We start from the raw sequence: 23,166 nt of genomic DNA, 5'->3' as shown, positions 1-23,166 counted from the left end.
CAATCATGGCAACAAAAACCGCAGACTACATCTGGTTCAACGGCGAGATGGTCCCTTGGGCCGAAGCCAATGTGCACGTGCTGACCCATGCGATGCACTATGGCACCTCCGTGTTTGAAGGCGTGCGCTGCTACAACACGCCTAAAGGGCCGATTGTTTTCCGTCACCGCGAACACGCGCAGCGTCTCAAAGACTCCGCCAAAATTTACCGTTTCCCAATTCCTTACAGCATCGATGAAATAATGGAAGCGACCCGCGAAACCCTGCGCCAAAATAAGCTTGATAACGCTTATATCCGTCCGCTCGGTTTTGTCGGCAACGTCGGCTTGGGCGTTTGCCCGCCAGCGGATACCGAAATGGATCTCATCATCGCCGCCTTCCCTTGGGGCTCTTACCTAGGTGAAGAAGCACTAGAGAAAGGCGTTGATGCGATGATCTCCAGTTGGAATCGCGCCGCGCCGAACACCATTCCAACCGCAGCAAAAGCGGGCGGTAACTACCTCTCTTCCTTGCTGGTTGGCGGTGAAGCCCGTCGTCACGGCTACGATGAAGGGATCGCGTTGAGCGTTGATGGCTACCTGTCTGAAGGGGCCGGTGAGAACATTTTCGTCATCAAAAATGGCGTGATCACCACTCCACCCGCCACCAGTGCGATTTTGCCTGGCATTACCCGTGATTCGATCATGACGCTCGCGCGTGACATGGGTTATGACGTCCGCGAAGCCAACATTGCGCGTGAAGCACTCTACCTTGCCGATGAAGTCTTTATGACCGGCACGGCGGCGGAAGTCGTTCCCGTCGCAACCATTGATAAAATCGAAGTGGGCAGTGGCCGTCGAGGCCCTATCACTCAAGCCCTTCAAACGGCTTACTTTGGCCTATTCAACGGCACCACTGAAGATAAGTGGGGCTGGTTAGATTACGTTTACCCCGCAGACGCAGCAAAATAAGGAAGTATGCAAGATGCCTAAATACAGATCCGCCACCACCACTCATGGACGTAACATGGCCGGTGCTCGTGCACTTTGGCGCGCAACTGGGGTAAAAGATGAAGATTTCGGTAAACCGATCATCGCGGTAGTGAACTCGTTCACTCAGTTTGTTCCCGGTCACGTTCACCTCAAAGACATGGGCCAACTGGTAGCTCGCGAAATTGAGAAAGCAGGCGGTATTGCCAAAGAATTCAACACCATCGCGGTCGATGATGGTATTGCGATGGGTCACGGCGGCATGCTCTACTCGCTGCCTTCTCGTGAGCTGATCGCCGACTCGGTGGAGTACATGGTCAACGCCCACTGCGCGGATGCCATGGTATGTATCTCCAACTGTGACAAAATCACACCGGGAATGCTGATGGCCTCAATGCGCCTCAATATCCCGGTGATTTTCGTCTCGGGCGGACCAATGGAAGCGGGCAAAACCAAGCTGTCTGATCAACTGATCAAGCTCGACTTGGTTGACGCGATGATCCAAGGTGCTGACCCTAAAGTCTCCGACGAGCAAAGTGAGCAGATTGAGCGCAGCGCCTGCCCAACCTGTGGTTCGTGCTCAGGCATGTTTACCGCCAACTCGATGAACTGTCTCACCGAAGCCCTCGGTCTTTCTCAGCCGGGTAACGGTTCTATGCTGGCCACACACGCCGATCGTGAGGCGCTGTTTATCAATGCCGGTAAGCGCATTGTCGAGCTGACTCGCCGCTACTACGAGCAAGAGGACGAGTCTGCCTTGCCGCGCAACATTGCCACCTTTGACGCGTTTGAAAATGCTATGGCGCTCGACATCGCCATGGGCGGCTCCACCAACACCATTTTGCACCTGCTTGCTGCGGCGCAAGAGGGTGAAGTGGACTTCGATATGGAAGACATCGACCGTCTGTCACGCCAAGTGCCTCACCTATGTAAAGTGGCGCCGTCGACGCAAAAATACCACATGGAAGATGTCCACCGTGCAGGCGGCGTCATGGCAATTTTGGGTGAGCTCGACCGCGCTGGCTTGCTGCACAATGATGCCCGCACCGTACTGGGCCTATCGATGAAAGAGCAGTTGGCGCAATACGACATCATGCAGACCGAAGACCCAGACGTGTTGACCTTTTTCCGCGCAGGACCGGCCGGTATTCGCACCACCAAAGCCTTCTCTCAAGAGTGCCGCTGGGATCGACTCGATGACGATCGCGTCTCTGGCTGTATTCGCGCCAAAGACAACGCCTTTAGCCAAGAAGGCGGCCTTGCGGTGCTAAAAGGCAACATCGCACTCGATGGCTGTATCGTTAAAACCGCTGGGGTGGACGAGAGCATTCTCAAGTTCACTGGCCCTGCGGTGGTCTTTGAAAGCCAAGAAGATGCCGTCGAAGGTATTCTCGGTGGCAAAGTCAAAGCGGGCGATGTGGTCGTCATCCGCTACGAAGGCCCGAAAGGCGGCCCGGGCATGCAAGAGATGCTCTACCCTACCACCTACTTGAAATCTATGGGGCTTGGCAAAGAGTGTGCTCTGCTTACCGATGGCCGCTTCTCAGGCGGAACCTCGGGTCTCTCTATCGGTCACGCCTCTCCAGAGGCGGCCAATGGCGGCGCGATTGGCCTGGTGAAACCGGGTGATTTGATTGCGATCGACATTCCAAACCGCACCATCTCGCTTGAGGTGTCTGAGGAAGAGCTGGCGACTCGCCGCGCAGAGCAGGACAAACTGGGCTGGAAACCGGTTTCTCGCGAGCGTGAGGTCTCTTTTGCTCTGAAAGCCTACGCCAGCATGGCCACCAGCGCAGACAAAGGCGCGGTGCGTGATAAGTCCAAACTCGAGGGCTAAACCATGACTGACACGGCCACTAGCGAGAAAAAAACGACCAAAAAGCCTCAGCCCTCTGGCGCCGATTATCTGCGCCAGATCCTGCGAGCCCCAGTGTATGAAGTGGCCACAGTAACGCCGCTGCAAGCGATGCCGCGCCTATCCGCGCGCATCCATAACCATGTGCAGCTCAAACGAGAGGATCGCCAGCCGGTCCACTCGTTCAAGCTTCGCGGCGCTTATACTATGGTCTCTAGCCTGACGCAGGCGCAAAAATCCGCCGGTGTGATTGCCGCCTCGGCGGGCAACCATGCCCAAGGGATGGCGCTTTCGGGCACCAAACTGGGCATTAAAACCATCATAGTGATGCCCAAAACCACGCCGGACATCAAAGTCGAGGCCGTGCGCGGTTTTGGCGGCGAAGTGGTGCTGCACGGGAGTAATTTCGATGAAGCGAAAGCCCAAGCGGAGTTACTGGCTGCCGAACATGGCTATACCTTTGTACCGCCTTTTGATCACCCATTGGTGATCGCAGGGCAAGGGACGATCGGAATGGAGATGTTGCAGCAAAATGGCCACCTCAACTACATCTTCGTTCCTGTCGGCGGTGGCGGTTTAGCGGCTGGCGTGGCGGTATTGGTGAAGCAGTTGATGCCGGAAGTCAAAGTGATCGCGGTGGAGCCGGAAGATTCGGCCTGCTTAAAAGCCGCGTTAGACGCAGGCGAGCCTGTGGTGCTTGACCAAGTCAGCATGTTTGCCGATGGCGTCGCGGTCAAACGCATTGGTGATGAGACCTTCCGTCTGTGCCAAAAGTACATTGATGGTCACATCAGCGTATCCAGTGATGAGATCTGCGCCGCAGTCAAAGACATTTTTGAAGACACGCGCGCCATTGCCGAGCCTTCTGGGGCGTTGGCGTTGGCCGGTCTGAAAAAGTACGCGGAAAAACATCAGCTGCGCGACCAAAACCTCGGCACTGTGCTCTCTGGCGCCAACACCAACTTCCACGGTTTGCGTTACGTCTCTGAGCGCTGTGAGCTGGGCGAAAAACGAGAAGGCTTGCTCGCGGTAACCATACCGGAGCGACAAGGCGCGTTTTTTGAGTTTTGCAACCTGATCGGCGGTCGTGCCGTGACCGAGTTTAACTACCGCTACAACGACGACACCCTAGCCAATATTTTTGTTGGTGTGCGTCTGCAAGGCGGCCAAGAGGAGCTCGACCACATCATTGCCGATCTGCGCGAAGGGGGATATCCGGTGGTGGATCTCTCTGACGACGAGATGGCCAAACTGCATGTGCGCTACATGATTGGCGGCAAGCCGTCGAAACCGCTCAAGGAGCGCCTCTACAGTTTTGAGTTTCCGGAATACCCAGGGGCGCTACTGAAGTTTTTGTCGACGCTCGGCACGCACTGGAACATCAGCTTGTTTAACTATCGCAATCATGGCGCCGATTACGGTCGCGTTCTGTGTGGTTTTGAGTTAAGCGAAGAGGATCTCTCCCGCTTTGGCGCGCACCTACGCGAGCTCGGCTATCAGTACAAAGACGAAACGGACAACCCGTCCTATCAGTTCTTCTTGTCCTGATCTCTCGATCATCAAAATCGATGGGAATGAATAGTGAGCCAGTCTTCGGACTGGCTTTGTTCTTACTGGTTTTTTCTTTCATCCGCATCGCCCCTCAGCCCTCTCACCCGCTTCCTACTCATCTTACCCATTGAATAATGCGTGATGCGCATGAGCATAATGCTAAAGTTTCATTTTAGTCATAGTGGTTTTGCGTCTACACTCAACACAGTTCTTACTATTGCTGCACCACTGTGGAGAGTTTTATGTTTAACGCACTGATCCTAAACCAAGAAGAAAAACGCACCATCGCATCGATTGAGCAAATTGACGAAAACCAACTGCCCGAAGGCGAGGTGTTGGTGGAGGTCGATTACTCATCATTGAACTACAAAGACGGTTTGGCGATCACGGGTAAAGGTAAAATCATCCGCCAGTTCCCTATGGTTCCCGGGATTGATTTAGCGGGCACCGTGGTGCGCTCTGACGACGCTCGTTACCAAGCGGGCGATCAGGTGGTGTTAACCGGCTGGGGCGTGGGTGAAAACCATTGGGGCGGCATGGCGCAACGTGCGCGCCTAAAAGCCGATTGGTTGGTTCCACTGCCACAAGGGCTAGATAGCAAGAAGGCGATGATGGTGGGCACCGCAGGCTTTACCGCGATGCTGTGTGTCCAAGCGCTGCTTGATGCGGGCATCAAACCGGAGCACGGTGAGATTCTTGTCACTGGTGGCAGCGGCGGTGTGGGCTCAGTGGCGGTGACGCTGCTGGCTGAGCTCGGCTACAGCGTTGCTGCGGTCACAGGGCGTGTTGAACAAAATGGCCCACTTCTTGAAAAGCTCGGTGCGAAACGCATCATCGATCGCGCAGAATTTGAAGAGCCTGCGCGCCCACTTGAAAAACAAATTTGGGCCGGCGCGGTTGATACTGTGGGTAGCAAGGTACTGGCAAAAGTGCTCGCGCAGATGGATTACAACGCCACCGTGGCCGCCTGTGGCCTTGCGGGTGGTTTTGATCTGCCAACGACCGTGATGCCGTTTATCTTACGTAATGTGCGTCTGCAAGGCGTTGACTCAGTCTCTTGCCCAACCGACAAGCGTATTCAGGCGTGGGAAAGCCTCACCAAGCTGCTACCTGAAAGCTACTTCGCGCAAGCGTGTAACGAAATTACCCTTGAGCAAGCGCCGCAATTTGCCGAGCAGATCACCAACGGCCAAGTGACGGGTCGTGTGGTCATCAAGCTGTAATTGCGCACATTTGACGAGACCTCTGCCATGCACTCGAGAGGGTGCATGGCATTAATCTAACCCCATATCTTCTATGCGCTTGGCGATGAGTCGTCCGCACTCTTCTTTGACAATCGCTCTTAGCCACTCTTGCGCCGGCGAATGTTCACAACGCGCATGCCAAATCATCGAGTAATCAAACGGCGTGAAGTGAAACGGCAAAGGTTTGATCACCAAGTCATAACGCTCCGCGACCAGATACGCCAAATCCGCCGGGACAGTAATGATCAGCGGCATGGTATCCACTATCGCTAGCGCGGCTTCTAAATGATACGCGCGCAGCACCATTTTTCGTTTGGGTAGATCCACCAGCGCTTGCTCTATCAAGGCGTTCACACCATCGCTGATGGCAATCATCGCATTGGGGTAGTGCAGGTAGTCGTCGAGCCGCATCGTCTTCTCAGCCAATGGATGCTGCTTAGACAGCAAACACAACACGCCCACTCTGCCGAGCACCTCACTGCGCAGCGGTTCAACGGGGCCTGTCGGTCGGCAAATGGCTAAATCTGCACCTTCATAAATCAGTTGATCGGCAAGTCGGTCATGCTGAAGCGGCTGAAAGTGAAACGACACATTCGGCGCTTCTTGATAAATCCTCGGCAGAGCGAACGGCAAGATGGTTTGCATCGCGTAGTCGGTGGTGGCAATGGTGAAGGTTTGGTCGCAGCGCTGCGGGTCAAAATCGAGCGGCGAGAGCAATTGCCGCAGTGATTCCAACGGCTCGCCGAGCGCGCGATCTATCTCCAACGCTTTTTCTGTCGGGATAAGCTGCTGACCTTGACGGGTAAACAAGGGATCACCCAGTAAATCACGCAATCGCCCCAACACACGGCTCATGGCCGATTGACTCAAATTGAGCCGCTGCGCCGCTTTGCTCACGCTGCACTCTTCAATCAAGACTCGCAGTGCAACCAATAAATTGAGGTCGCGGCGATACACATCTTCTAGTTCCACAATGACCACTCTGGAGATAAGGTATTGTTAGTGTAACCGCTAAGAAAAAAAAATCCCGCCTTTCAGCGGGGAAGCCCAAGAAAACTGGGGGATAGTGTCGGAATGTATTTGGAGATGGGGTTAGGTCAACGCCACTAGGAAGGGAAGCGTTAACCTCTATGTTCGTCAGAGGCTTTTGAAAATCGGTGCATCTCTAACCAGATCCCTGTCACGCAGGCCACCATACCGAGCAAAGGCATGAAGGAAGCGTCCGCCGGGGCGCGTAACACAAGCGCGCAAAATGAGATCAAGCAAAGCACCGAGTAAATGGTCAATCGATCCAATGCGGTCAACATAAGCGCTCCTTGCTGGTGTCAACTCAAGTCAGCGTATCCCTGCCTTGAGCTTTAAATGTTACCAAGTTGTTAACTAATTTAAAACAAAATGATCCATTTGCCAAGTGCTTATTGAAGTTTTTTTCACCGCCAGTATTATCAAGCGCCTAATTGACCTGACAAAGAGCGCCCGATGACTATCGATACCACCCAGGCAACCCACACCTTAGAGGCAGAAGGACTTCGCTGTCCGGAGCCCGTTATGATGGTCAGGAAGACAATTCGAAACATGGACGATGGCGATGTATTACTGGTCACAGCGGATGACCCCTCGACCACCCGCGACATCCCGAGTTTTTGTCGTTTTATGGATCACCAGTTGCTGGCTGCGCAGATCGACGCTGTGCCATATCAATACTTGATTAAGAAAGGGGTCGCCTAAGATCTCGCCAACAACAACGATCTCGCAAACAAAAACGGCAGCCCATCAGGCTGCCGTTGTTGATTTGATTCTCTCAATTTCGGGTCGCTATTCGTCGTACTCCAGGCTGCGCACTTCTGCTTGCAGTTTTTGCAACTGCTTTTGCATCGCCCGCATCTCTTCATGCATTGGGATGATGTGCGCGACTCGAATCCAGGCCTCCACCGTGAGACCGGTTAATATAAACGAGCCGGCAACAATAGGCAGCCACATATCGGTCAGTGGGAGTGCCAATAAGCAAAGCGCCAAACCAAAAGTGAACAGATAACTTTGACTTTTCGGTGTGATACCCATGTAACGTGTCAGCATGCATTTGCCCTCTCGCTATCATCGACAGCACTACGTTAACACGCACGCACAGTGGCAAATCAAACCTGGATCACGACTCAGGGCAAATGTTGCCTGTGTGACGCCGAGGCCATCATGGCCATAAGGCCGCGCCTAAAGCGAGCGCGACAAACAGCAGTGCGGTGACTTTACGAATCAAACCCAGCGGCATCTTGTCCGCAGAAAGCTTACCAATCACAACAACCGGCACGTTCGCCGCCAACATACCAATGGTGGTGCCTAAAATGACCCAAGTCAGCGCGTCAGCAAACTGGGCGCCAAGAATCGAGGTCGCAATTTGGGTTTTATCGCCAATCTCAGCAATAAAAAACGCAACAAAGCTTGCGACAAAAGGGCCACGATTGGAAATGGATTCTTCATCATCGAGTTTATCGGGGATCAGCACCCAGCCGGCCATCGCCAAAAAGCTGGCAACAACGACCCACTTGAGTACCTCTGGCGAGAGGTAGTCCGCGACAACCACACCGAGCCACGCCGCAAGGGCATGATTGGCGATGGTGGCAAAAAAGATCGCCGCTATAATCGGGATGGGTTTGCGATACCGACTGGCCAACAATAAAGACAATAATTGGGTTTTGTCGCCAATCTCAGCAAGGGCAACAGTAGTAATAGAAATGGCTAAAACGCTCACGACATGCTCATTGGGGCAGGATTATTATTTTTTACCATAGACAAACCTCGCGCCCCACCCCGGTTCACGATGTTTATCTAAGGTCTTGCTTAATTCATCGGGCGATGAATCTCGAGCGCCACGGTGATTTTGCACCGATTATGTTGACGGTCGAACCAAACAGAAGCCCTCTATTTGGTCAGCTACTCCCCAAAGATGGCGGCAATTCTATCCATCTCACTGAAAAATCTCAAGTCGCAAACGTGCACCTATGCCCAAAGGGGCGTTTGGCGAGATTTCTCATAGAAATGCGACTTTAAGAAAAATTTGGTCATTAAGTCGATAAAATTCCATTAAAGGAGATTTTTCAGCGAGAATTTCTCCCGATTTGCTCTACTCGGACATCGAATATCTCGGTATACTTGATTGTTATTTTTTCTTCATTTAGACAGAACTTTCTCAGAGAATCGCGCGAATACTATGCAAAAATACGACATCAAAACCTTTCAAGGTATGATCCTCGCGCTGCAGGATTATTGGGCCCAACAAGGCTGTACCATTGTTCAACCACTCGACATGGAAGTAGGTGCAGGTACCTCTCACCCAATGACATGTTTGCGCGCCCTTGGCCCAGAGCCAATGTCAACCGCTTACGTTCAGCCTTCTCGTCGTCCTACCGATGGCCGTTACGGTGAAAACCCTAACCGTCTTCAGCACTACTACCAGTTCCAAGTGGCACTTAAACCATCGCCAGACAACATTCAAGAGTTGTACCTAGGCTCACTGGAAGTGTTGGGTATCGACCCGCTAGTCCACGACATCCGTTTCGTTGAAGATAACTGGGAGAACCCAACGCTAGGCGCTTGGGGTCTAGGCTGGGAAGTTTGGCTAAACGGTATGGAAGTGACGCAGTTTACCTACTTCCAACAAGTCGGTGGCTTAGAGTGTAAACCGGTGACTGGTGAGATCACTTACGGTATTGAGCGTCTTGCTATGTACATCCAAGAAGTTGACTCCGTTTACGACCTAGTATGGAACGTCGCACCAGACGGCTCTAACGTGACGTACGGTGATATCTTCCACCAAAACGAAGTGGAGCAGTCAACGTACAACTTTGAGCACGCTGACGTCGATTTCCTATTTAGCTTCTTCGACCAGTGTGAAAAAGAATCGAAAGAACTCCTTGAGCTAGAGAAACCTCTACCTCTACCCGCTTACGAGCGCATCTTGAAAGCGGCGCACGCTTTCAACCTGTTAGACGCACGCAAAGCCATCTCGGTCACCGAGCGCCAACGTTACATCCTTCGTATCCGCAACCTGACCAAGTCTGTTGCAGAAGCCTACTACGCATCACGTGAAGCACTAGGCTTCCCAATGTGCCGTACCCAAGATGCAAAGAGCGAGGAGAAGTAATCATGGCGAAAGAATTTCTAATTGAACTGGGTACTGAAGAGCTACCACCAACGCAACTTCGCACCCTAGCGGAAGCGTTCGCAGCCAACTTCGAAGCTGAACTAAAAGGCGCAGACTTATCACACCAAGGTGTGAAATGGTACGCCGCGCCTCGTCGTCTAGCCCTTAAGGTTTCAGCGCTAGCGGAAGGCCAAGCGGACAAAGTGGTTGAGAAGCGCGGTCCTGCGGTTTCTGTCGCATTCGATGCTGATGGTAACGCGACCAAAGCAGCAGAAGGCTGGGCACGTGGTAACGGCATCACGGTTGAACAAGCTGACCGTCTAGTGACAGACAAAGGCGAATGGCTACTGTTCAAACAAGAAGTGAAAGGCCAAGCAACGTCTGACATCGTAGTCGACCTAGCCGCTAAAGCACTGGGTAACCTACCCATCGCTAAGCCAATGCGTTGGGGTGACAAGACGACTCAGTTTATCCGCCCAGTTAAAACACTGACCATGCTAATGGGCTCTGAGCTGATTGAAGGTGAGATCCTAGGTGTCGCATCAGACCGCACTATCCGTGGTCACCGCTTCATGGGTGAGCAAGAGTTCACTATCGATTCTGCCGAGCAATACCCTGCTATCCTAGAAGAGCGCGGTAAAGTCATGGCCGACTTTGAGGCGCGTAAAGCCATCATCCTTGCTGACTCGCAAAAAGCAGCAGCAGCGGTTGGTGGTACAGCGGATCTAGAAGATGACCTAGTAGAAGAAGTCACCTCTCTGGTTGAATGGCCAGTGGTTCTAACCGCGAAGTTTGAAGAAGAGTTCCTAAAAGTGCCTTCTGAAGCGCTGGTTTACACCATGAAAGGTGACCAGAAATACTTCCCTGTCTATGACGAGAACAAGAAGCTACTGCCTAACTTCATCTTCGTATCGAACATCGAATCGAAAGAGCCTCGCTACGTCATCGAAGGTAACGAGAAGGTGGTGCGTCCACGTCTAGCGGATGCCGAGTTCTTCTTTAACACTGACCGTAAGCGCCCGCTTATCGACCGTCTCCCTGAGCTAGAGCAAGCGATCTTCCAAAAGCAGCTTGGTACTATCAAAGACAAAACTGATCGCATCACTGAACTTGCTGGCTACATCGCTGAGCAGATCGATGCTGACGTTGAAAAATCGAAGCGTGCGGGTCTACTCGCGAAGTGTGACCTAATGACCTCTATGGTATTCGAATTTACCGATACTCAAGGCGTGATGGGCATGCACTACGCAACCCACGATGGTGAAGACGAGCAAGTGGCCCTAGCGCTTTACGAGCAGTACATGCCGCGTTTCGCCGGTGACGCCCTACCAAGCACAGGTATCTCATCTACTGTCGCTATGGCTGACAAGCTCGATACCATTGTAGGTATTTTCGGTATTGGCCAAGCACCTAAAGGCAGCGACCCATTCGCACTGCGCCGCGCATCTCTAGGCGTGCTGCGTATCATCGTCGAAAACGGCTACAACCTAGACCTAACAGACCTTATCGCGAAAGCGCAGTCTCTGTTTGGCGACAAGCTAACCAACGCGAACGTTGCAGACGACGTTATCGACTTCATGCTGGGTCGTTTCAATGCATGGTACAAAGACCAAGGCTTCAGCGTGGACATCATCCAAGCGGTATTGGCGAATCGTCCAACCAAACCAGCAGACTTCGACCAGCGCGTTAAAGCGGTCTCTCACTTCCGTGAGCTAGAAGCCGCGGAAGCACTCGCCGCAGCGAACAAGCGTGTCGGTAACATCCTAGCGAAATTCGATGGTGAGCTGGCCGCAGAGATCGATCTCGCTCTTCTACAAGAAGACGCAGAGAAAGCACTGGCAGAAAGCGTTGAGGTGATGACAGAAGCGCTCGAGCCTGCGTTCGCAACGGGCAACTACCAAGAAGCACTCAGCAAGCTAGCAGGTCTACGTGAGCCTGTGGATGCCTTCTTCGATAACGTCATGGTTATGGCTGATGACGAAGCACTGAAGAAGAACCGTCTAACACTGCTGAACAACCTACGTAACTTGTTCTTGCAGATTGCTGATATTTCTCTTCTGCAGAAATAATCGCGCGTACGGATAGATGACCCCCAGCCCAACTCAATGAGTTGGGCTTTTTTATGCCAACAAAACAGACCAGTTCTGCGCACTAAAATAGTGCTTTGCCTCACATTGCCATTGCTGTATGTTCAAGGATTACTCTATTGGTCAGCCACGCACTGATCAGCACACCCATTCAGTAAAGCAATAATCAGATCAAGGTTAGTGAGTCATGCAGTTCTCAAAGTTTGGTGAAAAATTCAATCAATATTCCGGCATTACCCAATTAATGGACGACCTCAATGATGGTCTACGCACACCCGGCGCCATCATGCTCGGTGGCGGTAACCCTGCGGCCATTCCCGCCATGATTGATTACTTTCACCAAGCCAGCCAAGAGATGCTGACCAGCGGCGAGTGGATTCAAGCGCTCGCCAATTATGATGGCCCACAAGGCAAAGATGCCTTCGTCAAAGCGCTCGCCGCCCTGCTCAAAGAGACCTATGGCTGGGAAGTCAGTGAGAAGAACATCAGCTTAACCAATGGCAGTCAAAGCGGCTTTTTTTACCTGTTTAATTTGCTGGCAGGCACGCAGCCCGATGGCTCACACAAAAAGATTCTGCTGCCGTTAGCGCCTGAGTACATTGGCTATGGGGATGCGGGCATTGATGAGGATATTTTTGTCTCTTACCACCCGGAAATTGAGAAACTCGACAATCGCATGTTCAAATACCACGTCGATTTTGAGCAACTAAAGATCGATGACTCGATTGCGGCGATCTGCGCGTCTCGCCCGACCAACCCGACGGGCAATGTGCTGACCGATGAGGAGATCATCAAGCTCGATAAACTCGCGCGCGACAACCACATTCCGCTCATCATCGACAACGCCTACGGCGTGCCCTTCCCCAACATCATTTTTGAGGAGGTGACGCCCTTTTGGAATGAGAACACCATTCTCTGCATGAGTTTGTCCAAGTTAGGCTTGCCTGGCGTGCGCTGTGGGATTGTGATTGCCAATGAAGCCATCACACAAGCGCTCACCAACATGAATGGCATTATCAGCCTAGCGCCAGGCAGTGTAGGGCCGGCGCTGGCTCACCATATGATTGAAAAAGGCGATCTTCTGCGCTTGAGTGAAGAGGTCATCAAGCCGTTTTATCAGCAGAAATCTCAGCGTGCGGTCGAACTGCTGCAAGAGGCGATTACCGATCCGCGCTTTCGTATTCACAAGCCAGAAGGGGCGATTTTCCTCTGGCTCTGGTTTGATGCACTGCCTATCACCACCATGGAACTCTACCAACGTTTGAAAGCACGCGGGGTGTTGATTGTTCCGGGTGAGTACTTCTTTATCGGCCAAGAAGATGAGTGGGAACATGCGCACCAGTGCCTGCGAATGAACTATGTACAAGACGACGAGATGATGCAAAAAGGCATCCAAATCATCGCGGAAGAAGTGCAAAAAGCCTACCAGCAGGGCTAATCGCCCTAACATTACCAAGCATAAAAAAGAGCGCCGATTGGCGCTCTTTCACTATTTATACCCGCATTTTAGATCCGCAGCATAGCGGCGCACAGGCTCGCTTATTTGTTTTCCAGCAACTGGCTTGAGTTGATGGCAATTTTACGCGGTTGCATCGCTTCAGGAATTTCACGCTCAAGATCAACGTGCAGCAAGCCATTTTCCATACTCGCGCCGGTGACTTTCACATAGTCGGCCAATTGGAACTTGCGCTCAAAATCACGCTCAGCAATGCCTTGGTAAATATAGTTCTTACCCTCTTCCTCTTTACGCTCACCTTTCACAATCAAGGTGTTCTCTTTTTGCGTCAGTTCAAGCTGCTCTTCGGCAAAGCCTGCCACTGCCATGGTAATACGGTAGTGGTTTTCATCTTTCTGTTCGATGTTATACGGAGGGTAACCGCCGGAGCTGTTTTTCGTGCTGTTGGCTTCCATCATATTAAGAAGACGGTCAAAACCAATCGCGTTGCGGTATAAAGGAGTGAAATCTACAGTTCTCATCATACTATCCTCTTGATTAAGCAATAGTCTTAGTCGTGACTGTGTAGGGACGATGATTAACTCGACCCCTAGCGACTAAGGGATTCGTTCACTATTCCTCTGGCTGCCTCTATAGGGCCAGCACGTAGGACATAGCAACAAACTCAGTGTTAACGTGTGCTGTTAAGGCCATCCTCATAGGAGCGATACCTCTTCAGCGAGTCCAGAAGGCCTGTTTCTTCTCATCGGAGCAAGACAGCTTCCCTTTTCAACAATAGATATAGGGATCGGCCAAAATGGTTTCAAGAGGAGAGAGTAAAAAAGTTTCTAGTTCCTAGTTCCTAGAGTGGGACAATGTATTGGATTGAAATGGAAAATAGAAACCAATAAAAAAGCGCAGATCGTTCGATCTGCGCTTTTTCAAATTCTAGGAACTCGCTTCTAGAAACTAGGAACTTTACACATCCAAGTTCGCTACTTTCAACGCGTTCTCTTCGATAAAGTGACGACGAGGCTCAACCTGATCACCCATCAATGTCGTGAAGAGCTGATCAGCGCCAACCGCATCTTCGATGGTCACTTGCATCATACGACGCGTTTCTGGGTCCATGGTGGTTTCCCAAAGTTGATCCGGGTTCATCTCACCCAGACCTTTGTATCGCTGTGTGCTCAATCCGCGGCGAGACTCTTTGATCAGCCACTCTAGCGCTTCCACAAAGCTGCTCACAGGCTGAGTGCGTTCACCACGTTTGATGTACGCGCCCTCTTCAATAAGGCCATTCAGCGCTTCAGAAAGCTCGCCCAACTTGGCAAACTCTTTCGAGTTGATCAAATCGACGCTCAGTGCGTATTCGTGTCTTACGCCATGTGTGCGCACGATGATTTTCGGCAAGTTCAAGCCGAGCTCAGCATGCTGCTCTACTTCATATTGGTACTGACTTGCGCCCACTTCTTTAGCGTTCAACTGCTCAACCAAAGTCTTGGTCCAAGCCTCTACCACAGCAGCGTCATGACACTGCTCTGCGGTCAAACGTGGCACGTAAATCAACTCATGAATCAAGGCGTGCGGGTAACGGCGGCTCATGCGATCCACCAGCTTGATGCCAGCATTGTATTGCTGAACCAGCTTCTCTAGAGATTCACCCGCCAATGCTGGCGCGTCCGCGTTGACGTGCAGCGCTGCGTTGTCTAGGGCCAAAGAGACTTGGTACTGGTTCATCGCTTCTTCATCTTTGATGTACTGCTCTTGCTTACCCTTCTTCACTTTGTACAGCGGTGGCTGAGCGATGTAGACGTAACCACGCTCAATCAGCTCAGGCATTTGACGGTAGAAGAAGGTCAACAGTAGCGTACGGATGTGCGAACCATCGACGTCCGCATCGGTCATGATGATGATGTTGTGGTAACGCAGTTTGTCTGGGTTGTATTCGTCACGACCGATACCACAGCCAAGCGCAGTGATCAGTGTCGCCACCTCTTGAGAAGAGAGCATCTTGTCGAAACGCGCTTTCTCTACGTTCAGGATTTTACCTTTCAGAGGAAGAATCGCTTGGTTCTTACGGTTACGGCCTTGTTTTGCGGAGCCGCCTGCCGAGTCACCCTCCACTATGTAGAGTTCAGACAGTGCTGGATCTTTTTCCTGACAGTCCGCCAATTTACCTGGCAGACCAGCAAGGTCTAGGGCGCCTTTACGGCGAGTCATCTCACGTGCTTTACGCGCCGCATCACGAGCACGTGCTGCATCAATGATCTTGGTACAAACGATTTTTGCTTCTGTTGGATGCTCAACAAGGAACTCTGACAGTTTCTCGCCCATGGCAGACTCAACCGCAGATTTCACTTCAGAAGAAACCAGCTTGTCTTTGGTTTGGCTTGAGAATTTTGGATCAGGTACTTTCACCGAGATAACCGCGGTGAGACCTTCACGCGCATCATCACCAGACGTTGCGGTTTTCGCTTTCTTCGAGAAGCCTTCTTTGTCCATGAACGAGTTCAAGGTACGCGTCAATGCCGCACGGAAACCGGCAAGGTGAGTACCACCATCACGCTGTGGAATATTGTTGGTGAAACAGAAGATATTCTCTTGGTAACCATCATTCCACTGCATCGCCACTTCGACTGCGATGCCATCTTCACGTTCTGAGTTGAAATGGAATACTTTCTCAATAATTGGAGTTTTGTTGGTGTTCAAGTGATCGACAAAGGCTTGAATACCCCCTTCGTACATGAAGTGATCTTGTTTGTCTTCTTCACGCTCATCACGTAACTTGATCGAAACACCAGAGTTTAGGAAAGAGAGCTCACGCAAACGCTTTGCAAGAATGTCGTAATGGAACTCAGTGTTAGAGAACGTCTCTTCACTCGGCCAAAAACGAATTTCTGTGCCCGTTTTTTCTGTCTCACCAATCACAGCCAGTGGCGCTTGAGGTTCACCATGGTGATAAGTTTGAGTGTGAATTTTGCCACCGCGATGGATTGTCAGCGTCACTTTCTTAGACAACGCGTTCACCACCGACACGCCCACACCGTGCAGACCACCCGATACTTTGTACGAGTTGTCATCAAATTTACCGCCTGCGTGAAGCACGGTCATGATCACTTCTGCCGCCGAGACTTTCTCTTCCGGGTGAAGCTCTGTTGGGATACCACGGCCATCATCGTTGACAGAGACAGAGTTATCCTCATGAATGGTCACCACGATGTCTTTACAGTGACCCGCCAACGCTTCATCAATTGAGTTATCTACCACCTCAAAGACCATGTGGTGCAGACCGGTGCCATCATCCGTGTCGCCGATGTACATACCCGGACGCTTACGAACCGCATCCAGACCCTTTAGTACTTTAATACTCGATGAATCGTAATTTTCAGCCATGAGTTATCTTCCGCTATATATTTTGCTCTATTGTGCCATGTTCCACATGGAACATCCTGCCATTTTCATCACGCATGTCGCTGATTTGGCTTTCAGTAATAGAGCTGACAAAAACTTGAGCCCCCGTCTGTTTCAAGCAATCGGCAAGACGCTTGCGACGTTGACTGTCTAATTCAGAGGCAAAGTCATCTATCAAGTAGATGCATTGCTTGCCCGTCATCTCAGTCAGATGTTGGCCTTGTGCGACGCGTAGCGCGCACACCATCAACTTTAACTGACCCCGAGACAGGACATCTTCCACTGGCGTACCATTTACCTTAATGCGTAAATCCGCCTTGTTTGGGCCACTGAAGGTGTAACCCAGCGCCTGGTCGCGCTCAAAGTGGCTCTCGAGAATCGCTTGGTATGGCGTCTCTTTGTCCCAACCACGATAGTACTTGAGCGAGATATCAAACTCAGGCAAAAATGCCCGGCATATCTCTTCGGCTTTGTGCGTCAATTGCTCAACGTACTCACCACGCCAACGACTGATGTTTTCCGCCAGTGTCGCCATCTCTTGATCCCAATAACTGAGCTCTCGATAGCTACGCGCCGTTTTCAGCAGTGCGTTGCGCTGTTTGTTTAGGCGCTTAAAACGCCCCCATGCATCATAAAAGGCCGATTCGGTATGAAATACGCCCCAATCAATAAATGCACGGCGATGTTTCGGCCCATCGGTCAACAGATCAAACCCTTCAGGATGAATCAGTTGCAGTGGTAACACTTGCGCCAACTGGGCTAACTTTTGCCCAGATTGACCGCCTATTTTAACCTCTGTTGAGCCATCACGCTGCTTATTAATGCCAATGGGTAGCTCAAATTGATCCGAGTTCAAAAAACGACCGTGAACAAACAGCTCATCATGGTCATTTTGAATCACTCGCCCGGTCAAACTGCTTTTGAACGACCGACCGTGGCCCAGCAAATAGATGGCTTCCAGGACACTGGTTTTCCCGCTGCCGTTCGGGCCAATAAGAAAGTTAAAGCCTGATGATAACGAGATATCACAGGCTTTGATATTGCGAAACTGCTTAATAACAAGACGAGAGAGCGGCATGCTAGAGTCGGATCGGCATCACCACGTACATGGCACTGTCATCGACGCTGTTCTCAATTAACGCACTGGCGTTGGCATCAGACATCGAGACTCTCACGGTCTCGCAGCGCAGCGTATTAAGCACATCCAGCACATAGCTGACGTTAAAGCCAATCTCAATCGGCTCGCCGTCAAAGTGAACATCGAGCATCTCTTCCGCTTCTTCTTGCTCTGGGTTGTTGGCGGTAATGCGCATTTCGCTGCCATCGAGGTTAACGCGCACGCCACGAAACTTCTCATTCGAGAGGATCGCCGCACGCGAGAACGCTTGGCGCAGCTCATCGCAGCCCGCTTCCAATGTTTTGGTGGTGCTTTGTGGCATCACGCGGCGGTAGTCAGGGAAACGACCGTCCACCAGCTTAGAGGTAAAGACATAATTGTTGACCTCAGCGCGCAGGTTTGAGCTACCAATTTGCAACACCACAGGTTGCTCTGGCGCATCCAGCAACTTAACTAATTCCAGCACCCCTTTACGCGGCACGATGATCTGCTTTTTGGCAAACTCACCGACCAGCGGAGTTTGCGCGACCGCCATACGGTGACCATCGGTGGCCACGCTGCGCAGCGTGGTGTCTTCAATCTCAAACAACATGCCATTGAGGTAGTAACGCACGTCTTGGTTCGCCATCGAAAACTGCGTTTTTTCTACTAGCCCACGCAGTTCACTTTGCGTCAGGGAGAGTTCGACTTCACTCTGCCAATCTTCAATATTTGGAAAATCGCTGGCTGGCAGTGTAGAGAGAGAGAAACGACTACGACCAGAGCGCAGTTGCACGCGATCGCCCTCTAAAACAAAGGTGATCACCGCGTCATCAGGCAGTCCACGGCAAATATCAAGAAACTTACGCGACGGGACAGTCACGCTGCCCGCTTCAAATTCACCTTCAAGCTGCACACGGCTGACCAGCTCGACTTCTAAATCCGTCGCCGTCAACGTCAGTTGGTTATCCACTACTTTGATCAATAAGTTACCAAGGATAGGTAGAGTGGCACGGCCACCTAACGCCCCTGAGACTTGCTGCAGTGGTTTCAGCAGATGACTACGTTGAATGGAAAATTTCATAGCACGCTCTTAAAGAAATCTTGTTGTTGGCGAAGAGAACAAACATGGCCACGATAAGGGATTGAGCCCTACCTTGGCCATGAATATAAACCGTTAGAATAGCGCGATTTACGAAGAAAGAGTACGGATTAAGTTGGAGTAATCCTCTTTAATATCGTGACTCTCTTCACGCAGTTGTTCAATCTTACGACACGCATGCAGTACGGTCGTATGATCGCGGCCACCAAAGGCATCGCCAATTTCTGGCAAGCTGTGGTTGGTCAGCTCTTTAGCCAGCGCCATCGCCAATTGACGAGGTCGCGCAACTGAACGAGAGCGGCGCTTAGAGAGCAGATCCGCCACTTTGATTTTGTAGTATTCCGCGACCGTTTTTTGAATGTTGTCGATGGTGACCAGCTTTTCTTGCAAGGCAAGCAGATCACGCAGGGCTTCACGCACAAAATCGATCGTAATAGGACGACCCGTGAAGTTGGCGTTCGCAATCACGCGATTGAGCGCCCCTTCTAGCTCACGAACGTTGGAGCGCAGACGCTTAGCAATAAAGAACGCCACTTCATCGGCCAGATGGATTTGGTGATCTTCCGCTTTTTTCATCAAGATGGCGACGCGCGTTTCAAGCTCAGGTGGCTCAATGGCGACCGTCAATCCCCAACCGAAGCGGGATTTCAGGCGATCTTCTACGCCGTTGATCTCTTTCGGGTAGCGATCTGAGGTCAAGATGATCTGCTGATTGCCCTCAAGCAAGGCGTTGAAGGTATGGAAGAACTCTTCTTGTGAACGCTCTTTGTTAGCAAAAAACTGAATGTCATCGATCAAGAGGGCATCCACACTGCGGTAGTAACGTTTGAACTCTTCAATCGCGTTGTTTTGCAGCGCTTTCACCATGTCTTGCACAAAACGCTCTGAGTGCATGTAAACCACTTTCGCGTTGGGCTTGTTGTCAACAATCGCATTGCCCACGGCGTGCAGCAAGTGGGTTTTACCCAAACCGGTACCGCCGTACAGAAAGAGCGGGTTGTACGCCGCGCCTGGGTTGTCCGACACCTGACGTGCCGCCGCCAAGCCCAATTGGTTCGATTTACCTTCAACAAAGTTGTTGAACTTATGCTTGGGGTTCACATTAGAGCGGTGGTTGATGTCTGCCATCGCTTGCGGGTCATCATCCCAGGTTTTATGCACAGGCTTACGCGCCTGCAATTGTGCCGGGGCTGACGATTCCGCCGCCACATCGGCCGGGGTGCGTTTGGGTGCAGGTGCCTGCGCTTGCACAGGGCGACTGCCCACCTCAAAACGTAAATGAGGAATATCGTTGCCACAATATTCCTGCAAAAGACGGGTGATGCTGTTGAGGTATTTATCGCGAACCCAATCAAGGACAAAACGGTTGGGCGCAAATAAAGTGAGAGTATTGTCGTTGAGCTCAGCTTGTAAAGGACGGACCCACATGCTGAATTCAGTTGCTGGAAGCTCTTCTTGAAGCTGTTGCAAACATTGCAACCAAAGCGAAGATGACACGATGCCCTCACTCGTAATTCTATGATCGGAAAAGACTGGCAATTTTACCTGTTGATAACCGAGATCGCCAGCGATTGATCGAGGATCCAGTGAATAAGATCGAAGTTATTCACAATATTTCTGCCATTATTGGTGAGATCATCACACCCTGCCCCATTTTTACCCACACATTGATCCACAATGGCGCAATGATCGCAGGATCGTCGATCTGGTGATAACTCTGTGAATGAATAGTTTCACAGCGATCATATCTTGCGGATCTCGGCGCCAGAAGTCGCCCCAAACCCATCAATAGAGCGACAATGATTATCCACAGCTATAATCTTATTCCGCATCCATCTAGATTATGGCAACTTGTTATTTATCTAAATGACAAGGATGACAGTAGTATTTCTCCCTATAAATTTTAGGAGTTGTAAAATGAAAAACTGGATTAAAGCGGCTGTTGCCGTTATCGCACTTTCTGCTGCCACCGTTCAAGCTGCGACTGAGGTCAAAGTGGGTATGTCTGGCCGTTACTTCCCGTTCACCTTCGTTGAGCAAGACAAACTGCAAGGCTTTGAAGTGGATCTGTGGGATGAGATTGGCAAACGTAACGACTACCAAGTAGAGTACGTGACCGCCAACTTCTCAGGTCTGTTTGGTCTGTTAGAAACGGGCCGCATCGACACCATCTCAAACCAGATCACCATGACAGAAGCGCGCCAAGCGAAATACCTGTTTGCTGACCCATACGTCGTAGATGGCGCGCAAATCACCGTACGTAAAGGCAACGACGACATCCAAAGCGTGGAAGATCTCGCAGGTAAAACCGTTGCGGTGAACTTAGGTTCAAACTTTGAGCAACTGCTACGCAGCTACGACAAAGACGGAAAAATCAACATCAAAACCTACGACACAGGTATCGAACACGATGTGGCACTAGGCCGCGCGGATGCGTTTGTTATGGACCGTCTCTCTGCACTTGAGCTAATCAAAAAAACGGGCCTACCACTACAATTAGCCGGTCAGCCGTTTGAAACCATTCAAAACGCATGGCCATTCGTGAACAATGAGAACGGCCAAAAACTGCAAGCAGAAGTGAACAAAGCACTGGCAGAAATGCGTGCTGACGGTACACTAGAGCAAATTTCTCAAAAGTGGTTTGGCGCTGACATTACTCAGTAATCGGCTCCGCCTCCATAAATCCGTTTCGGATTGACGAAAAAACCCACTGCTCTCTTGCTTGCAGTGGGTTTTGTTTTTCTCGCCTTAGTCATTGGGATACGTAATGGGATTCGACTTTAATTACATGCTCAACCTGATGCCAATACTGCTCAAGTACCTTGGCACCACCATGGAAATGGCCACTTGGGGTTTGGTGTTTTCACTAATTTTAGCCGTGATATTGGCCAATATTCGCGTATTTCGCGTCCCAGTGCTCGATCAGTTGAGTCAGCTCTATATCAGCTTCTTCCGTGGTACGCCGCTGTTGGTGCAGCTGTTTCTTCTTTATTATGGCCTGCCACAAATTTTTCCTTTATTGGTGGGACTCGATGCCTTTAGCGCCGCAGTGATTGGCTTAACGCTCCACTTTGCCGCCTATATGGCAGAGAGCATTCGCGCCGCCATCATCGGCATCGATCGCAGCCAAATGGAGGCGAGCTTGTCGGTCGGTATGACCACTCCTCAAGCCATGCGCCGCATTATTTTGCCGCAAGCAACGCGCGTAGCGCTGCCATCGCTGATGAACTACTTTATCGACATGATCAAATCGACCTCGCTTGCTTTTACCCTTGGCGTGGCCGAGATCATGGCCAAAGCGCAGATGGAAGCGTCATCCAGTTTTCGTTTTTTCGAAGCGTTTTTGGCGGTTGCGCTGATTTACTGGGGCGTGGTGGTCATTTTGACCCGCGTGCAGATTTGGGCAGAAGCGAAACTCAATAAGGCGTACGTACGATGATTACATTGACCAATATTCATAAGCGCTTTGGTGACAGCGAAGTACTCAAAGGGATTGATCTCAGCATCAAACAGGGTGAAATCATCGTGATCATCGGCTCAAGTGGTACCGGTAAATCGACGCTGCTTCGCTGTGTGAACTTCCTTGAGAATGCCGATCAAGGCACCATCACCATTGATGATGTCACGGTCGACAGTGCCAAACACACCAAATCGGACGTGTTAGCCCTAAGGCGCAAAACCGGCTTTGTGTTTCAAAACTACGCGCTGTTTGCCCATATGACCGCCAGACAAAACATTGCCGAAGGGCTGATTACCGTGCGTGGCTGGAAAAAAGAGCAAGCGCTGGCTCGCGCGCAGCAAATCCTAGACGACATCGGCCTTAGTGACAAAGGCGACAGCTACCCAGCAGCCCTCTCTGGTGGTCAGCAGCAACGGGTCGGCATTGGCCGAGCGATGGCGCTGCAACCGGAACTGCTGCTGTTTGATGAACCCACCTCAGCCTTAGACCCAGAATGGGTAGGTGAGGTATTGCAATTGATGAAAGATCTCGCCACTAAGCACCAAACCATGCTGGTGGTCACTCATGAAATGCAGTTTGCAAAAGAAGTGGCGGATCGCGTGATCTTTATGGCTGAAGGCCATATTGTTGAGCAGGGATCGCCAGATGAACTCTTCAATCACCCACAAGATCCAAGGCTGAAGAAGTTCTTAAGACAGGTAGGCGCTGAGTAACTATCACTGAAAGGGATCACCGGTAAACACCGACAAGGATCGCCGATAAGGATCCTTTGATCCTTGAGATTTTGCTCACACTACGTATAATCCCCCGGCGCGG

20 protein-coding genes are annotated in these 23,166 nt (G+C 51.2%); 11 read left to right on the top strand and 9 right to left on the bottom strand.

What is annotated here, in order from left to right:
* Window positions 1-5 precede the first annotated feature (5 nt).
* The 4 genes from ilvE (at window position 6) to acuI (ending at window position 5,597) form a co-directional block, all read left to right on the top strand.
* Complete coding sequence (gene ilvE / locus AC6R0R_RS07770; RefSeq protein ID WP_500626281.1) at window positions 6-950, top strand: branched-chain-amino-acid transaminase; 945 nt, start codon at window positions 6-8, stop codon at window positions 948-950.
* Between the two features lie 13 nt (window positions 951-963).
* A complete protein-coding gene (gene ilvD, locus AC6R0R_RS07765) occupies window positions 964-2,805 on the top strand; it encodes a dihydroxy-acid dehydratase (protein ID WP_500626280.1) in 1,842 nt (613 codons plus the stop codon).
* Between the two features lie 3 nt (window positions 2,806-2,808).
* Window positions 2,809-4,371, top strand: coding sequence for a threonine ammonia-lyase, biosynthetic (gene ilvA / locus AC6R0R_RS07760; RefSeq protein WP_334555511.1), 1,563 nt, complete (start codon window positions 2,809-2,811; stop codon window positions 4,369-4,371).
* Between the two features lie 245 nt (window positions 4,372-4,616).
* Window positions 4,617-5,597 (top strand): acrylyl-CoA reductase (NADPH), encoded by a 981-nt coding sequence (gene acuI, locus AC6R0R_RS07755; protein ID WP_500626279.1) that lies wholly within the window; start codon window positions 4,617-4,619, stop codon window positions 5,595-5,597.
* 51 nt (window positions 5,598-5,648) lie between these two features.
* Here the strand turns inward: acuI and AC6R0R_RS07750 are convergent, their stop codons facing one another.
* Together AC6R0R_RS07750 and AC6R0R_RS07745 are read right to left on the bottom strand one after the other, a co-directional pair.
* Window positions 5,649-6,590, bottom strand: coding sequence for a LysR family transcriptional regulator (locus AC6R0R_RS07750; RefSeq protein WP_334555513.1), 942 nt, complete (start codon window positions 6,588-6,590; stop codon window positions 5,649-5,651).
* A 149-nt stretch (window positions 6,591-6,739) separates the two neighbouring features.
* Entirely contained in the window at window positions 6,740-6,925 is a 186-nt protein-coding gene (locus AC6R0R_RS07745) for a hypothetical protein (protein WP_334555514.1), read from the bottom strand.
* Between the two features lie 172 nt (window positions 6,926-7,097).
* Between AC6R0R_RS07745 and tusA the strand changes: the two genes are divergently transcribed.
* Window positions 7,098-7,346, top strand: coding sequence for a sulfurtransferase TusA (gene tusA / locus AC6R0R_RS07740; RefSeq protein WP_500626278.1), 249 nt, complete (start codon window positions 7,098-7,100; stop codon window positions 7,344-7,346).
* An 87-nt stretch (window positions 7,347-7,433) separates the two neighbouring features.
* Here tusA and AC6R0R_RS07735 read toward each other — a convergent pair whose 3' ends face one another.
* The gene (locus tag AC6R0R_RS07735) at window positions 7,434-7,694 is read right to left on the bottom strand and encodes a hypothetical protein (protein WP_334555516.1); all 261 of its coding nucleotides are present in this window, start codon (window positions 7,692-7,694) and stop codon (window positions 7,434-7,436) included.
* Window positions 7,695-7,806: 112 nt separating this feature from the next.
* Window positions 7,807-8,364, bottom strand: coding sequence for a TMEM165/GDT1 family protein (locus tag AC6R0R_RS07730; protein WP_334555517.1), 558 nt, complete (start codon window positions 8,362-8,364; stop codon window positions 7,807-7,809).
* A gap of 459 nt (window positions 8,365-8,823) precedes the next feature.
* On the opposite strand from AC6R0R_RS07730, the gene glyQ reads away from it, so the two are divergent.
* The 3 genes from glyQ to AC6R0R_RS07715 all read left to right on the top strand — a co-directional run bounded on the left by glyQ (window position 8,824) and on the right by AC6R0R_RS07715 (window position 13,281).
* On the top strand, window positions 8,824-9,756 hold the full coding sequence (gene glyQ / locus AC6R0R_RS07725) for a glycine--tRNA ligase subunit alpha (RefSeq protein ID WP_334555518.1): 933 nt from the start codon (window positions 8,824-8,826) through the stop codon (window positions 9,754-9,756).
* Window positions 9,757-9,758: 2 nt separating this feature from the next.
* The gene (gene glyS / locus AC6R0R_RS07720; RefSeq protein ID WP_500626277.1) at window positions 9,759-11,825 is read left to right on the top strand and encodes a glycine--tRNA ligase subunit beta; all 2,067 of its coding nucleotides are present in this window, start codon (window positions 9,759-9,761) and stop codon (window positions 11,823-11,825) included.
* A gap of 205 nt (window positions 11,826-12,030) precedes the next feature.
* Window positions 12,031-13,281, top strand: coding sequence for a valine--pyruvate transaminase (locus tag AC6R0R_RS07715; protein WP_500626276.1), 1,251 nt, complete (start codon window positions 12,031-12,033; stop codon window positions 13,279-13,281).
* A gap of 101 nt (window positions 13,282-13,382) precedes the next feature.
* Here AC6R0R_RS07715 and AC6R0R_RS07710 read toward each other — a convergent pair whose 3' ends face one another.
* The 5 genes from AC6R0R_RS07710 to dnaA form a co-directional block, all read right to left on the bottom strand.
* Window positions 13,383-13,820 carry an Hsp20 family protein gene (locus AC6R0R_RS07710; protein WP_487902974.1) on the bottom strand — a complete coding sequence of 146 codons (438 nt, stop codon included), beginning with the start codon at window positions 13,818-13,820 and terminating at the stop codon, window positions 13,383-13,385.
* A 436-nt stretch (window positions 13,821-14,256) separates the two neighbouring features.
* The gene (gyrB, locus tag AC6R0R_RS07705) at window positions 14,257-16,674 is read right to left on the bottom strand and encodes a DNA topoisomerase (ATP-hydrolyzing) subunit B (protein ID WP_487902963.1); all 2,418 of its coding nucleotides are present in this window, start codon (window positions 16,672-16,674) and stop codon (window positions 14,257-14,259) included.
* A 13-nt stretch (window positions 16,675-16,687) separates the two neighbouring features.
* Complete coding sequence (gene recF, locus AC6R0R_RS07700) at window positions 16,688-17,770, bottom strand: DNA replication/repair protein RecF (RefSeq protein ID WP_334555522.1); 1,083 nt, start codon at window positions 17,768-17,770, stop codon at window positions 16,688-16,690.
* Between the two features lies 1 nt (window position 17,771).
* Window positions 17,772-18,872: a DNA polymerase III subunit beta gene (dnaN, locus tag AC6R0R_RS07695; protein ID WP_500626275.1), complete on the bottom strand. Its 1,101-nt coding sequence runs from the start codon at window positions 18,870-18,872 to the stop codon at window positions 17,772-17,774.
* A 108-nt stretch (window positions 18,873-18,980) separates the two neighbouring features.
* The gene (gene dnaA, locus AC6R0R_RS07690; RefSeq protein ID WP_500626274.1) at window positions 18,981-20,387 is read right to left on the bottom strand and encodes a chromosomal replication initiator protein DnaA; all 1,407 of its coding nucleotides are present in this window, start codon (window positions 20,385-20,387) and stop codon (window positions 18,981-18,983) included.
* A gap of 420 nt (window positions 20,388-20,807) precedes the next feature.
* On the opposite strand from dnaA, the gene AC6R0R_RS07685 reads away from it, so the two are divergent.
* From AC6R0R_RS07685 to AC6R0R_RS07675, 3 genes are all read left to right on the top strand, one after another.
* A complete protein-coding gene (locus tag AC6R0R_RS07685) occupies window positions 20,808-21,554 on the top strand; it encodes an amino acid ABC transporter substrate-binding protein (protein WP_487902960.1) in 747 nt (248 codons plus the stop codon).
* 103 nt (window positions 21,555-21,657) lie between these two features.
* On the top strand, window positions 21,658-22,329 hold the full coding sequence (locus AC6R0R_RS07680; RefSeq protein ID WP_334555526.1) for an amino acid ABC transporter permease: 672 nt from the start codon (window positions 21,658-21,660) through the stop codon (window positions 22,327-22,329).
* Complete coding sequence (locus AC6R0R_RS07675; RefSeq protein ID WP_487902959.1) at window positions 22,326-23,063, top strand: amino acid ABC transporter ATP-binding protein; 738 nt, start codon at window positions 22,326-22,328, stop codon at window positions 23,061-23,063. The genes AC6R0R_RS07680 and AC6R0R_RS07675 overlap by 4 nt, the downstream gene beginning before the upstream one ends.
* Window positions 23,064-23,166: the final 103 nt, after the last annotated feature.

This window comes from Vibrio sp. R12-SW3-ISO1, from assembly GCF_059834005.1.
The sequence above is the reverse complement of the archived record's forward strand: the minus strand, read 5'-3'. Positions and strand labels throughout refer to the sequence as shown.

Bases quoted from the DNA above. Each gene is read 5' to 3' on its own strand.
- ilvA (WP_334555511.1), top strand. From the start codon at position 2,809: ATGACTGACACGGCCACTAGCGAGAAAAAAACGACCAAAAAGCCTCAG.
- AC6R0R_RS07685 (WP_487902960.1), top strand. From the start codon at position 20,808: ATGAAAAACTGGATTAAAGCGGCTGTTGCCGTTATCGCACTTTCTGCT.
- ilvD (WP_500626280.1), top strand. From the start codon at position 964: ATGCCTAAATACAGATCCGCCACCACCACTCATGGACGTAACATGGCC.
- acuI (WP_500626279.1), top strand. From the start codon at position 4,617: ATGTTTAACGCACTGATCCTAAACCAAGAAGAAAAACGCACCATCGCA.
- AC6R0R_RS07675 (WP_487902959.1), top strand. From the start codon at position 22,326: ATGATTACATTGACCAATATTCATAAGCGCTTTGGTGACAGCGAAGTA.
- recF (WP_334555522.1), bottom strand. From the start codon at position 17,770: ATGCCGCTCTCTCGTCTTGTTATTAAGCAGTTTCGCAATATCAAAGCC.
- AC6R0R_RS07710 (WP_487902974.1), bottom strand. From the start codon at position 13,820: ATGAGAACTGTAGATTTCACTCCTTTATACCGCAACGCGATTGGTTTT.
- gyrB (WP_487902963.1), bottom strand. From the start codon at position 16,674: ATGGCTGAAAATTACGATTCATCGAGTATTAAAGTACTAAAGGGTCTG.
- glyS (WP_500626277.1), top strand. From the start codon at position 9,759: ATGGCGAAAGAATTTCTAATTGAACTGGGTACTGAAGAGCTACCACCA.
- AC6R0R_RS07745 (WP_334555514.1), bottom strand. From the start codon at position 6,925: ATGTTGACCGCATTGGATCGATTGACCATTTACTCGGTGCTTTGCTTG.
- dnaN (WP_500626275.1), bottom strand. From the start codon at position 18,872: ATGAAATTTTCCATTCAACGTAGTCATCTGCTGAAACCACTGCAGCAA.
- tusA (WP_500626278.1), top strand. From the start codon at position 7,098: ATGACTATCGATACCACCCAGGCAACCCACACCTTAGAGGCAGAAGGA.
- AC6R0R_RS07735 (WP_334555516.1), bottom strand. From the start codon at position 7,694: ATGCTGACACGTTACATGGGTATCACACCGAAAAGTCAAAGTTATCTG.
- glyQ (WP_334555518.1), top strand. From the start codon at position 8,824: ATGCAAAAATACGACATCAAAACCTTTCAAGGTATGATCCTCGCGCTG.
- ilvE (WP_500626281.1), top strand. From the start codon at position 6: ATGGCAACAAAAACCGCAGACTACATCTGGTTCAACGGCGAGATGGTC.
- AC6R0R_RS07715 (WP_500626276.1), top strand. From the start codon at position 12,031: ATGCAGTTCTCAAAGTTTGGTGAAAAATTCAATCAATATTCCGGCATT.
- AC6R0R_RS07680 (WP_334555526.1), top strand. From the start codon at position 21,658: ATGGGATTCGACTTTAATTACATGCTCAACCTGATGCCAATACTGCTC.